The organism is Serratia inhibens, from assembly GCF_003591175.1.
Taxonomy (GTDB): Bacteria; Pseudomonadota; Gammaproteobacteria; order Enterobacterales; family Enterobacteriaceae; genus Serratia; species Serratia inhibens.
This window is the reverse complement of sequence record NZ_QYYG01000004.1, coordinates 43,149-55,963: the sequence shown is the minus strand read 5'-3', so window position 1 is coordinate 55,963 and position 12,815 is coordinate 43,149. Positions and strand designations below refer to the sequence as shown.

The 12,815-nt window shown below is 57.5% G+C and carries 13 protein-coding genes; 7 read left to right on the top strand and 6 right to left on the bottom strand.

What is annotated here, in order from left to right; translation table 11 throughout:
• Positions 1-459 precede the first annotated feature (459 nt).
• Entirely contained in the window at positions 460-1,923 is a 1,464-nt protein-coding gene (locus D4100_RS14835) for a serralysin family metalloprotease (protein WP_119804663.1), read from the top strand.
• A 55-nt stretch (positions 1,924-1,978) separates the two neighbouring features.
• Complete coding sequence (locus tag D4100_RS14830) at positions 1,979-2,356, top strand: AprI/Inh family metalloprotease inhibitor (protein WP_119804662.1); 378 nt, start codon at positions 1,979-1,981, stop codon at positions 2,354-2,356.
• Positions 2,357-2,393: 37 nt separating this feature from the next.
• On the opposite strand, the gene D4100_RS14825 is transcribed toward D4100_RS14830, so the two are convergent.
• The gene (locus tag D4100_RS14825) at positions 2,394-3,020 is read right to left on the bottom strand and encodes a lysoplasmalogenase (protein ID WP_006317221.1); all 627 of its coding nucleotides are present in this window, start codon (positions 3,018-3,020) and stop codon (positions 2,394-2,396) included.
• A 161-nt stretch (positions 3,021-3,181) separates the two neighbouring features.
• Here D4100_RS14825 and D4100_RS14820 point away from each other — a divergent pair, with 161 nt between their 5' ends.
• Positions 3,182-3,544, top strand: a complete 363-nt coding sequence (locus tag D4100_RS14820; protein ID WP_119804661.1) for a DUF2500 domain-containing protein — start codon at positions 3,182-3,184, stop codon at positions 3,542-3,544.
• Between the two features lie 29 nt (positions 3,545-3,573).
• Here the strand turns inward: D4100_RS14820 and D4100_RS14815 are convergent, their stop codons facing one another.
• Positions 3,574-3,846, bottom strand: a complete 273-nt coding sequence (locus D4100_RS14815; protein ID WP_006317223.1) for a DUF1145 family protein — start codon at positions 3,844-3,846, stop codon at positions 3,574-3,576.
• The gene (rsmD, locus tag D4100_RS14810) at positions 3,836-4,456 is read right to left on the bottom strand and encodes a 16S rRNA (guanine(966)-N(2))-methyltransferase (RefSeq protein WP_006317224.1); all 621 of its coding nucleotides are present in this window, start codon (positions 4,454-4,456) and stop codon (positions 3,836-3,838) included. Before rsmD ends, D4100_RS14815 begins: the two co-directional genes overlap by 11 nt.
• A 221-nt stretch (positions 4,457-4,677) precedes the next feature.
• On the opposite strand from rsmD, the gene ftsY reads away from it, so the two are divergent.
• From ftsY to rpoH, 4 genes are all read left to right on the top strand, one after another.
• Positions 4,678-6,276, top strand: coding sequence for a signal recognition particle-docking protein FtsY (ftsY, locus tag D4100_RS14805; protein WP_119804660.1), 1,599 nt, complete (start codon positions 4,678-4,680; stop codon positions 6,274-6,276).
• 5 nt (positions 6,277-6,281) lie between these two features.
• Positions 6,282-6,953, top strand: coding sequence for a cell division ATP-binding protein FtsE (gene ftsE / locus D4100_RS14800; protein ID WP_004950974.1), 672 nt, complete (start codon positions 6,282-6,284; stop codon positions 6,951-6,953).
• Positions 6,943-7,896, top strand: a complete 954-nt coding sequence (gene ftsX / locus D4100_RS14795; protein ID WP_006317226.1) for a permease-like cell division protein FtsX — start codon at positions 6,943-6,945, stop codon at positions 7,894-7,896. Before ftsE ends, ftsX begins: the two co-directional genes overlap by 11 nt.
• A 316-nt stretch (positions 7,897-8,212) precedes the next feature.
• Positions 8,213-9,070: an RNA polymerase sigma factor RpoH gene (gene rpoH / locus D4100_RS14790; RefSeq protein ID WP_004950979.1), complete on the top strand. Its 858-nt coding sequence runs from the start codon at positions 8,213-8,215 to the stop codon at positions 9,068-9,070.
• 65 nt (positions 9,071-9,135) lie between these two features.
• On the opposite strand, the gene D4100_RS14785 is transcribed toward rpoH, so the two are convergent.
• The 3 genes from D4100_RS14785 to panM are packed head-to-tail and all read right to left on the bottom strand — an operon-like array spanning position 9,136 to position 12,810.
• On the bottom strand, positions 9,136-11,217 hold the full coding sequence (locus D4100_RS14785; protein WP_119804659.1) for a hypothetical protein: 2,082 nt from the start codon (positions 11,215-11,217) through the stop codon (positions 9,136-9,138).
• Positions 11,204-12,421: a DUF3142 domain-containing protein gene (locus D4100_RS14780; protein ID WP_119804658.1), complete on the bottom strand. Its 1,218-nt coding sequence runs from the start codon at positions 12,419-12,421 to the stop codon at positions 11,204-11,206. Before D4100_RS14780 ends, D4100_RS14785 begins: the two co-directional genes overlap by 14 nt.
• Positions 12,418-12,810 (bottom strand): aspartate 1-decarboxylase autocleavage activator PanM, encoded by a 393-nt coding sequence (panM, locus tag D4100_RS14775; protein WP_119804657.1) that lies wholly within the window; start codon positions 12,808-12,810, stop codon positions 12,418-12,420. Before panM ends, D4100_RS14780 begins: the two co-directional genes overlap by 4 nt.
• Between the last annotated feature and the right edge of the window lie 5 nt (positions 12,811-12,815).

The window sequence follows — 12,815 nt, the reverse complement described above, 5'->3', positions numbered from 1 at the left end:
ATTTCCAGGCGAACTAAAAAGCCCCGCCAGCTAATAATAAAGAGTTATTAATCTATAACTATTTAGTTAAATTTAACTCTTTTGTTCAAAACAGCCAGCATGATCCGCTTGTGTCTGCAGGTCGCATTCTTATTGAAGTTTGTAGCCAACTTGTAGGGAATTTGTTGCTTTTGATTTGTAAAAATGGCCAAAAACCAGCACAAATATCTTTCGTTATTAAAATATATGGTTGATTATTTTGTGTTCAGTTTTGGGTCCCTGCCTATAATTGGAATCGATTACCATTTCTGTTGGTAATCTTATTTGCTGATATATATGCATTAATTCTATCTAACACACTGCCGGTAACGGCGCATAAACCCCTTCCCGCAAGCCGCTGGTTCGTCCATCGTGGCTTTCTGGCAGGTTATGTCTATCTGTCTGATTGATAACAATCAGCTAATGAGTGGAATCGAACCAATGCAATCTACTAAAAAGGCAATTGAAGTTACTGAGTCCAGTCTCGCCTCTACCGGATCCGGCTATAATGCTGTAGAGGATCTGTTGCATTACCATGAGCGCGGCAACGGGATCCAGATTAATGGCAAGGACTCATTTTCTACCGAACAAGCTGGGCTGTTTATTACCCGTGAGAACCAAACCTGGAACGGTTATAAGGTTTTTGGTCAACCGGTTAAATTAACTTTCTCTTTCCCCGATTATAAATTCTCTTCTACCAACGTCGCCGGCGATACCGGGCTGAGCAAGTTCAGCGCCGAACAGCAGCAACAGGCTAAACTGTCGCTGCAATCCTGGTCGGACGTGGCGAATATCACTTTCACCGAAGTTGCCGCCAACCAAAAGGTCAATATCACCTTCGGCAATTACAGCCAGGATCGCCCCGGCCATTACGACTACGATACTCAGGCTTACGCTTTCCTGCCGAACACGATTTATCAGGGGCAGAATCTGGGCGGCCAAACCTGGTACAACGTCAATCAGTCCAATGTTCAACATCCGGCAAGCGAAGATTACGGTCGCCAGACGTTCACTCATGAAATTGGCCACGCGTTGGGCCTGAGCCACCCGGGCGATTACAACGCCGGGGAAGGCGACCCAACCTACAACGACGCCAGCTATGCCGAAGACACTCGCGAGTTCAGCCTGATGAGCTACTGGAGTGAAACCAATACCGGCGGCGATAACGGCGGGCACTATGCCGCGGCGCCGCTGCTGGATGACATTTCCGCCATTCAGCACCTGTATGGCGCTAACCTGTCCACCCGCACCGGCGACACAGTGTATGGCTTCAACTCCAATACCGGTCGCGATTTCCTCAGCACCGCCGGCAACGCGCAGAAAGTGATCTTTGCGGCCTGGGACGCGGGCGGCAATGATACCTTCGATTTCTCCGGCTACACCGCCAATCAGCGTATTAACCTGAACGAGAAATCTTTCTCGGACGTAGGCGGGCTGAAAGGCAATGTGTCGATCGCGGCGGGCGTCACCATTGAGAACGCCATTGGCGGTTCAGGCAACGACGTTATCGTCGGTAATGCGGCCAACAACCTGTTGAAGGGCGGTGCGGGCAACGACATCCTGTTCGGCGGCGCAGGTGCCGATGAACTGTGGGGTGGCGTCGGCAAAGATACCTTTGTTTTCGCCGCCGTCAGCGATTCCAAGCCGGGCGCTTCTGACTGGATCCGCGATTTCCAGAAAGGTACCGATAAAATTGACCTGTCGTTCTTTAATCAAGGGGCGCAGGGCGGCGATGCGATCCATTTCGTCGATCATTTCAGCGGTGCGGCGGGTGAAGCATTGTTAACCTACGATACCTCGAGCAACGTCAGCGATTTGGCGCTGAACATTGGTGGGCATCAAACGCCGGACTTCCTGGTGAAAATTGTCGGGCAGGCGGACGTTGCCACTGACTTTATCGTGTAACAATGAACATCATAACGCCCGGCGCAGCCTGGCCGGGCGTTATGCAGGAGTTAACATGAAAGGCAGTTTAGCGTGGGCCGCCGTGATGGCGGGAGGCATGATGGTTACGGGAGCAGTTATGGCCGGCAGTTTGGTTCTTCCTTCCGCGAAGTCGCTGGCGGGGCAATGGCTGATCGCCGATGCCGAACAGCAGTGTCAGATTGAATTTTTGGCTGGCGAACAAAGTGAAACCAACGGCTATCGGCTGGTGGATCCTCAGCACTGTCTGAAAAAGCTGTTTACGGCAGAGGTCGTTGGTTGGCGCCCGGCGCCGGATGGCATCGCGCTGTTGCAGGCCGATGGCAGTACGCTGGCGTTCTTTTCGCGCGACGGCGAGAGTTACCGCAACCAACCCGGGGCGGAGGATGGCCTGACTCTGAAGGCGCTGAGATAATAAAACGGGTTCGGTAGCCCGAACCCGCCCTGGGCATTTACAGGTATAACGAGCGGACGATCAGGAAATGGCCGGAGAAGTAACAAAACGCCACCACCGCATCCGCCGCCCTGAAACTAAAGCGGTAACGGTTAAGTAGCCACACCACGTTGGCTAACAGCAGCAGCGAGGTGCCCGCCAACAGCGAGAAGCCAAAATCGGTGCTGCGCATGAAGTAATGTTCACCCGCCAACCACACCATCAGCAACGTCATCGCTACGTAGGTGGCGATTGGCCAGCGCATGTCCTCCAGCCGGGTCCAGATCGTCGCCAACAGCAACACGCCGATAATCAGCAGCGCCAACGGCAGCGGCCAAAACAGGCTGAAAGTCATCTGGCTGGCGAAGCTCAGGGTATAAAGCAGGTGCGAAAGGAAAAATGCGCCGATGGCGTACAAGACACGCTCACGCGGAAGCAGCAGCAAGGCGTCGGCGATCAGCGTCGCGACCAGCCCGAGGACGATCAGATAGCCTGCGGCACCCAGCACCGGCGCTTGCCAGGCCAGCAGCAACAGCAGCAGCAGAGTAAGCGGTTTAAATACCCAACGTTGCCAGCGTGGCCCACGATAGGAGGCGTCTACGAACAGCCAACCGGAAAAGAATACGGCAAGGAACGGCCAACTCATTGTGTCTTCCTTATTCATTATGGGAGCCGCAGAGCACGGCTCCAAATTGTCACCAGTGTCACTTCCTATGTGCAGTGTAGGCAGCGCGCCTGCAATCGACAATGCTTTCTTGAGAATGCTATGTTTACGCCGATTTAACCGCGAAAGGAATGGGAATAAAGATGAGTAAGCCGCCGCTGTTTTTTATCGCCGTGATTGCGTTGATCGCCGTGCTGGCGACGCACCGTTACTTCAACCAGCGCCGGGCCGAGGCGGAAAATGACCGCGCGCCGGTGCGCAGCTTGCAGGTCAAGGTGAGCGACAAGCGCGAGTTTCCCGTGGCGACCACCCGTTCGCGCCAGCGCGAACAGATGGTCAATGAGCCGATGCATTATGAGGTAGTGTTCACCCCGTTGCGCGGCGGTGAGGACATCCGGCTGCGGCTGAAACAGTGGCAGTACAACCCGATCGAAAAGGGCGCGCAAGGCACGCTGAGCATGCAGGGAACAAGATACGTCTCATTTACCGCTCGGCAATCGCAATAGCGAGGCACCGGATGCCGCGCCCGAACGGGTTATTTCCTTTTAATTGGCGGCTGCTTTTTCTGCCAGGCCAGCAGTTCGAATACGCCAAAGATGAAGATCTTGGCTTCCTGCCAGTAGCTTATCGGCTGATCTTTCGGCTGGGTGGACTTCAGTAACACCAGTTGCAGCCCGTGCATCACCACCATAAAGAACAGCGCCACGTCGATGAAATACTTCAGCGGCTTGGGAAAAGGGTGGAACAGATTGGAGAGCAGAAAGCCCCATACGCACAGCATCAGCAGGCGGCCCAGATTAATCAGCATTGTCGGTTTTCTCTTGCGAACGAATATAAAGCCGGTAAGCGACCTGACCGGCGACTTTTTCCCGGTGTAATTGCCAGTTGGCCGGCACGTCGGCCGCGGCACTTTCCGCCTCGGCCTCTACGTAAATCCAGGCCTCATCGGCCAGCCAGCCCTGCTGTTCCAGCAGGGTGACGGTTTCTGCCAGCAGCCCTTTGCGGAACGGCGGATCGAGAAACACCACGTCAAACGGCTGGCCGTTGCCCGCCAGCCAGTTCAGCGTGTTGGTGTTGACCACCGTGCCTTTACCCTGCAGCAGTGCCAGGTTTTTCTCCAACTGCTGTGCCACCGGGCGTTCAAATTCCAGTAGCGTGGCGCTGCCGGCATAGCGTGACAGCGCCTCCAATCCCAGTGCACCGCTGCCGGCAAAACAGTCCAGGCAGCGCGCACCCTGAATGACCGGCGCCAGCCAGTTGAACAGGGTTTCGCGGACGCGATCGGTGGTCGGACGCAGCCCCGGGCTGTTCGGCACCGGCAGTTTACGCCCGCGCCATTGGCCGCCGATGATGCGGATCTGCCCGGCCGCGGCCTGGGGCGGTTTTTTTGCCGTCGCCCGTGGCGATAGTCTTGTCATAGGTTTGCTTTATTTCTTTCTCTGGCCGCGAGGCCGCACGAGTTAACGAAAAGTTGCCTCTATTCTACCGGTGAGACGCCCCGGGGGGAACGGTAAAACTTTGTTGCCTGATTTCACAGTGGAAAGCATACCGGATGCGTGTTGCTGCGCGAGGGAAAGTGATAGACTCGGCGGATTATTGTCAGCATAAGCAAGCCTTAGGTACGGAGTAGAGTCATCACATGGCAAAAGATAAGAAACGTGGGTTTTTCTCCTGGCTGGGCTTCGGCCAGAAGGAAGAAGAGCAATCGCAACCTGAACCGTCGGTAGAGCAGACGGAAAATCAGGCCGTGGAGACGCCGGTTGAACCGGTTGCCGCCCCGCTGGACGACAAGCTCCCCGCCCAGGAATCTGAACCTGCCGCCTCCGTTGATACCCCAGGGGAATGGGACGGCAGCCTGACCGGCGAACACATCGCCGAAAGCTTACCTGCCGTCGCTGAGCATGCCACCCCGGCGCAAGCGTTGGCGGAAGAGGTTGTCACCCTCACCGAACAGGTGGCGGCGCAACAGCAGCCTGAGGCTGAAGAGATCCTTGAGCCGGTTGCGGTCATTGCAGCGGAGCCTGAACTCATCGCACCTGCCGTCGAGCCTGAGCCGATTGTTGAACCTGAGCCGGAAATGATTGAGGCGTTGGTTGAGCCAGAGCCAGAGCCAGAAGCAGAGCCAGAAGCAGAGCCAGAGCCAGAAGCAGAGCCAGAGCCAGAAGCAGAGCCAGAAGCAGAGCCTCTGCCGGTCAGCGTTGCGCTTGAGCCGATTATCATTGCTCCAGCCGTTGTTGCAACAGAAGAACAAGAGCCCGAATCGGCGGAAGGCGAGTTGCCGGCCCCGGCGGTCACTCAAGAGCAGGAACGTCCGACCAAAGAAGGCTTCTTTGCCCGCCTGAAGCGCAGCCTGGTAAAAACCAAGCAGAACCTGGGCTCCGGTTTTATCGGCCTGTTCCGCGGCAAGAAAATCGACGACGATCTGTTTGAAGAGCTGGAAGAACAGTTGCTGATTGCCGACGTCGGCGTGGAGACCACCAGTAAAATCATTACCTCCCTTACCCAGCACGCCAGTCGTAAGCAGTTGAAAGACGCCGAGGCGCTGTATGGCAAGCTGAAGGAGGAAATGTCTGAAATTCTGACTAAAGTTGAACAACCGCTGGATGTTGGCGGTAAAAACCCCTATGTCATTCTGATGGTTGGGGTGAACGGCGTGGGGAAAACCACCACCATCGGCAAGCTGGCTCGTCAGTTCCAGGCGGAAGGCAAATCGGTGATGCTGGCGGCGGGGGATACCTTCCGTGCGGCGGCGGTGGAGCAATTGCAAGTGTGGGGCGAGCGCAACCGTATTTCTGTGGTGGCGCAGCATACCGGCGCGGACTCCGCTTCGGTGATCTACGACGCGGTGCAGGCTGCCAAGGCGCGCGGTATTGACGTGCTGCTCGCGGATACCGCCGGCCGCTTGCAGAACAAGGCGCATCTGATGGAAGAGCTGAAGAAGATCGTCCGCGTCATGAAAAAACTGGACGACCAGGCCCCCCATGAGGTTATGCTGACTCTTGATGCCAGCACCGGACAGAATGCTGTCAGCCAGGCGAAATTATTTAATGAAGCCGTGGGCTTAACCGGCATCACTCTGACTAAACTGGACGGTACCGCCAAGGGCGGGGTGATCTTCGCCATTGCCGATCAGTTCGAAATCCCGATTCGCTATATTGGCGTTGGGGAAGGTATCGAAGATTTGCGGCCATTTAAGGCTGACGATTTTATTGAGGCACTTTTTGCCCGAGAGGATTAATACGGATGATTCGCTTTGAACAGGTCAGTAAAGCTTATCTGGGCGGACGGCAAGCGCTGCAGGGGGTAGATTTCCATCTGCGCCCGGCGGAGATGGCGTTTCTGACCGGCCATTCCGGCGCGGGGAAGAGTACCCTGCTGAAACTGATTTGTGGTATCGAACGACCAAGCGCCGGCCATATCTGGTTTGGTGGCCACGACATCAGCCGGTTGAAAAACAGCGAGGTGCCGTTTCTGCGTCGTCAGATCGGCATGATTTTCCAGGATCACCACCTGCTGCTGGATCGCACGGTCTATGACAACGTGGCGATGCCGCTGATCATCGCCGGCGCCAGCACCGAAGACATCCGCCGCCGCGTTTCCGCCGCGCTGGACAAGGTCGGGCTGCTGGATAAAGCGAAAAACTTCCCGATTCAGCTGTCCGGCGGTGAACAGCAGCGCGTGGGCATCGCCCGTGCGGTGGTGAACAAACCGGCGGTGCTGCTGGCGGATGAACCCACCGGTAACCTGGATGACGCGTTGTCGGAAGGCATTCTGCGCCTGTTTGAAGAATTTAACCGTGTTGGCGTTACCGTGCTGATGGCCACTCACGATACCGGGCTTATCGCCCGTCGCAATTACCGCATTCTGAGCCTGAGCCAGGGCCGTATGGCTGGAGGAGCGCATCATGGCGAATAATGCAAAAACCGCCAAGAGCAAGGCGCTGCGTGGCGGCTGGCGTGAACAATGGCGCTATGCCTGGATGAACGCCATCAAGGATATGCTGCGTCAACCTTTGGCGACGTTGCTGACGGTGATGGTTATCGCCATCTCCCTGACGCTGCCGAGCCTGTGTTATATCGTCTGGAAAAACGTCAGCACTGCGGCCACCCAGTGGTATCCGACGCCGCAGCTGACGGTGTATCTGGATAAATCTCTCGATGACGACGCCGCGGTGAAAGTGCTCGACGCCATCAAGGCGGAAGCCGGCGTAGAGAAGGTGAATTACCTGTCGCGCGAAGAGGCGCGGGGCGAATTCCGCAACTGGTCCGGCTTCGGCGGTGCGCTGGATATGCTGGAAGAAAACCCGCTGCCGGCCGTGGCTATCATCACGCCGAAGATGAGCTTCCAGAGTTCGGAAACCCTCAATACCCTGCGCGATCGCGTGGCGGCGGTTCAGGGGGTGGACGAAGTGCGGATGGATGACAGCTGGTTTGCCCGCCTGGCGGCGCTGACCGGGTTGGTGGGGCAGGTGGCGGCGATGATCGGCATTCTGATGATTGTGGCGGTCTTCCTGGTGATAGGCAACAGCGTGCGTCTGAGCATCTTCAGCCGCCGCGACACCATCAATGTGATGAAGTTGATCGGCGCGACCGACGGCTTCATTCTGCGGCCGTTCCTGAACGGCGGGGCGATGCTCGGCTTTTTCGGCGCACTGCTGTCACTGCTGCTGTCCGGGGCGCTGGTGTGGAAACTGGGGTCGGTGGTGACCGGCGTGGCAAAAGTGTTCGGCACCACCTTTACCCTGCATGGGTTGGGGTGGGATGAGGCGCTGTTGCTGCTGATTATCTCCGCGATGATTGGCTGGATCGCCGCCTGGCTGGCGACGGTGCAACATTTACGCCGATTTACACCACAATAAAGTTTTTTTGGTATACTCTTCTCCTGCTGCTCCGAGCGTGTTGCGGGAGAAGAGCTACCGGCAGTAAAGCAAGCACCATTCAGTCTCTTCTTAGCGCACAAATTCCCTATCGGTCTCCACCTTCGTCACGTATTGTCATCTGCAATGCGATCGAAAAACAGTGAACTTATAGGGCGGAACACGGTCAAAATTTGCAGCAAAATGTTAGGGTGCCCGGCGTGTGGACCGCTTTTGCAACAGCAACTGCCGTAAAATCAATCTTTTCCCCGCCGTAAATAATCACCTGCATGACCTGTTTTCTCAAGAGAGGGTTTGAATGACCAAAGAAATGCAAACTTTAGCTTTAGTGCCCCAGGGCAGTTTGGAAGCCTATATCCGGGCCGCCAACACCTATCCGATGCTGACGGCAGAGGAAGAGCGGGAGCTGGCTGAACGGCTGCATTATCAGGGCGATCTGGAGGCCGCTAAGCAGCTGATCCTGTCTCACCTGCGCTTTGTCGCTCATATTGCCCGTAATTACTCTGGTTACGGCCTGCCGCAGGCAGACCTGATTCAGGAAGGTAATATCGGCCTGATGAAAGCTGTACGCCGCTTCAATCCGGAAGTTGGGGTGCGCCTGGTGTCCTTTGCGGTGCATTGGATCAAGGCAGAAATTCACGAATACGTGCTGCGCAACTGGCGTATCGTCAAGGTCGCTACCACCAAAGCACAGCGCAAGCTGTTCTTTAACCTGCGTAAAACCAAGCAACGTCTGGGTTGGTTCAATCAGGACGAGGTGGAACTGGTAGCTCGCGAGTTGGGCGTGACCAGCAAAGACGTGCGTGAGATGGAGTCCCGCATGGCGGCGCAGGATATGACTTTCGATCCCACGCCGGACGACGACGCGCGCGATGGTCAGTCGATGGCGCCGGTTCTCTACCTGCAGGACAAAAGCTCGGACTTCGCCGAAGGCATCGAGGAAGATAACTGGGAAAGTAATGCCGCAGACAAACTGGCCTACGCGCTGGAAGGTCTGGACGAGCGCAGCCAGCATATCATTCGCGCCCGCTGGTTGGATGACGACAACAAATCCACTTTGCAGGAACTGGCCGATCAGTACGGCGTTTCCGCCGAGCGTGTGCGCCAGTTGGAAAAGAACGCCATGAAGAAACTGAAAATGGCGATCGAAGCCTGATCCCGCTTAAGCGTTAAAAAACCCGTTCAGCAGTGAACGGGTTTTTTTGTGCCTGAAATTCGGCGTTACCGGCCTGCCGCGGCAAAATCCGGTGCCGGGCAGTCGTAACCAAACTTGCTGGCCCAGGGGTAACGGGTGCCGGTGTTGATATAGCGCTGATACAGCGCCTGGCCGGTTTTCGCGTCGCGTTTAATAACCCAGCCGGCGGCATTGCACAGCACGGCAGCATACGCCTGGCTTTTGGGCGGCAACAAATCGGCGGCCTGCTGGGCAAGGTCGACCGCCTGCCAGCGATAATGCAGGAAGCGATTGTCTTGTGCCGGCAGCGCCGCTTTGGCTCGCGCCGCTTCGGCGCTGCTGATCCAACTCTTGTGTTTCAGCTCGTGGGTATCAAAGGCATCCCCCAGATATGAATAACCTGCGTCATAAATGGCGTAATCCGGCGTCATCTCGTAGCCGGTGAAGGTCAGCCCCTGCGTGCGCAGCAGTGTCGCCGCCTGATAATAGGCTTTGGCCCGCACCTGTTTGTCGGCGGTTTTGTCCTGCGCGGTTTTCAGCGTATCGGCATACCCTTGCGCCACCTGGCGGTAGTTCGGAATATCAAAGTAGTCCATCGCCTCCTGGGCCCGCCCGGCACGCATCAGCCGTCGCGCCAGCAGTTCCCGCAATTGGATATCCGGCGTGATTTGTTGGCCGTTGTACTCATCGGGATTGACGGGTTTCAGCGGCGTTGCCGGTGCCGGCACATGTTTATCAACGAAGCCTTTCAGTTCGTCGATCGTCAGCACCCGCTCGGCCACATCGGCGACATCTGCCCAATAAATCTCTTTGCCGCGATACAGAAAATCCATCGCCTGCAGGTAGTCGCCGCGATCCAACGCAAGGATCGCCTGCTCCCCGGCCACCCGGCATTCGGGCACGATGGTTTCCGGCGCAAAGTCCGCATTGCGCTGCTCGCCCCAGCTTTCACTGGAGGGGAAGGCTGCAGCCGCTTTGGCATAAGCGGCGGTAGCCGCCTTAACATCCCCATTGCGTAGCGCCATCTTGGCGCGCAGCCACCACGCCAGCCCACTGTCGCCGGCATGTTTCAACAGGCTGGCCGCCATGGGATATTGCCCGGCGCGATAAGCCAGCGCCGCTAGCCGGTCGCTGCCGCTGAAGCCACTTTTCACCGAGGCGTTCAGCAGCGTCAGAATTTGGCTGATGATCTGTTTCGAACGGGTACCGGTGGCATCGGTATCCGACATTTGCAAATTGCTGCCGCGCGCAAAGAGTTCGATGGTCACCAACTGTTGGATCAACGGATCGCTAATGGCCTGTTTCAGCGCGTCAAAGTGGTCAGGATTGACCAGATAGCTGGAGACGTACTGTAACGACAGCCCACCGTTTTGATCGCCCTGCGCCGCCTGCCGGGCGTACAGTTGTGCCGCCGGGGCGATGTTACCCAGCCACAGTTGGATGCGCGCTTGCTGTCCCAGGCTGCTCAGCGCCAGTTGATCAGGATCGGCCGCGCCGGCTTTAACCCGGTCAATCACCTGCTGAAAAGCCGCCTGCGCCTGCTCTAACTGTGGTTTAGCCGGACGTTTAACCGCCGGAGCCGGTGTATCGGACTCATTTTCCGGCGTGCCGTGGTCGTCCATCAGAACCCGTCCGAGCGAATACTGCGCCCGAAGTCCCCAGTCGCCCTGCTGTGCTGCGGGCAGCGCCAGGACCTGCTGGAAATACTCTGCGGCCCGCGGATCAGCACCGGCAAAGGCCACGGCGCCGAGTTGATAAAGGCGTGCGGCGTCTGACAACCCCTGAGAATTGACTGCATCGGCCTCCTCGACGGTCTTGGCGGCGCGCATTTTGCCGATAATGATTGTCTCCGGCGAAAGCGGCATCGGTTTCGGCGGCGTTGCCGGTGGAGGCGCTTTCCACAGCGGCAGCTGGTTATCGACCGCGACCAGGCGACTGGCCTCAAAGGCAAAATTGCCTTCCGGCATATACAGCAGGGTACCGTTACGATCGGTCAGCAAACGGTTGGGAAAGTCCGGCCCGCAAGCGAAACCGTTAATGGGCATCGCCAGCGCGGAGCCGATCAGGGCGGCGAGTGAGAGATACCGGCCGTGGCGGTTGCGTACCGCGGGTGCATCAGGGTATGACAAGAGTGCCTCCTGGCGTCAATTGTTGGCAGCGCAGCCAGCCCAGCGGCCGGGATTGCCCGGCGCGCAGCTGATCGCCGCTGATAAGGACAAAGCGCTGGCGCTGAGGCCCGCTTTCCAACCGGTAGTTGCCCGCCGCATCTGCCGCCAGACAGTCCGTGGCGGCGACGGTTATTTCACGAGGCAACGGGGCATCAACCGGTCCGTTATTATGAATTATCAGATCATACAGCCCATTTTGCTGTGGCTGAGGGCTAAATTTTACCTGCCAGCTGGCGTTAAGCGGCTGTTGTTCGATCACCGCCCGCAGCGTATTGAGCGACCAGGCACGGCGATCGTCCGCCAGCGGCAGCCGGAACCAGATAACGCCGCGCAGATGCGGTACCGCCTGGGTATCCAGTTGCTGCAGAAAATCGGCCACCTGTTGCGGCGCTACCGTCAGTTCGCGGGGATTGCCCGCCACGCGCAGCGAAGCTTCGCTCTCGACCTGTGCGCCCTGTGCATCAACGCCCAGCAGGCCCATACCGTAGGCCGGCAGCGCCACTCTGAAAGGTTTGGACGTAATTTTTGCATATTGTTTTACCCAGCGCAGCGCCAGCGGGGCGGTGAACAGCCCCTGCTGCGGCGAGAGCACCGCATGAACCTGCAACACCGAGCTGTCTGCCTGTTGCAACACGCCGGGCAGCGCCGGTGAGCCGATCCAGGCCGGTAACGCGGTAATGCCGAGTTGCAAGGAAGAAGGCAGTTGTCGGCGCAGCTGTTGCAAGAAATATTGATAGTCAGGCAGACGAGCGGTGGCGGCGTCATGATCTATTTCGATGCCGATCACCTGCAACCCGGCGGCCTGCCATTGCAGAACCTGTTTTACCAGGCGCTGACGAATAGCCGATTCATCGAGTTGCGCCAGTTGCCCATCCAAACGGGCTACCAGCCACATCGGGCGGCCATCTTGTTGCAGTTGCGGCAGATTGACCGGGATTTCGCGCCAGCCTTCGCGCGGATGCGCCTGCGCACCCAACACGCGCAGAGTGGAGAACAGGTCGCGGCTTTGCGCCAGCGCAGTGGCGTGTTGCGGCGTCCAGACCCGTTGCCAGATATAAATCTGGTTGTCCCGGGGCGGTGGTAGCCGCAGCGCCTGGTGACGGCCAGCGAACCAGGCCGTCAACGCCAGTGCCAACAGCAGCAACGCCATCATCCCGCGTTTCATTTATGCCAGAGATCGCCTTGCTGAGTGAAACCGCAGGCGCGCATAAAGTTATCCACTTCACCGCGTTCGCGCGGTGCCAGGCCGGCGATAGAAAGCTGCCAATGCGCTATCTGGGGCAGTTGGCGCTGTGTATCCTGCACCAGATACAGCCCGACGCCGCGACGGCGCGTCACTTCGCGCACCAGCAAATCCTGCAGTTGAGCGTTATCGCCATCCAGCACAATTTTCACCGCACCCAGCAGCCGTTCGTTAAAACGGGCGGCGAACAGGGCCTTATCACCGTCCAGCCAGCTCTGCCACTGCTGCGGCTGCTGTTGCGGCCAGATTTTACCGAGGTCGATAAGGTCTTGCGGGGACAGCGTGGTTAATCGCTCAATAGTCAGTTTCATGCAGA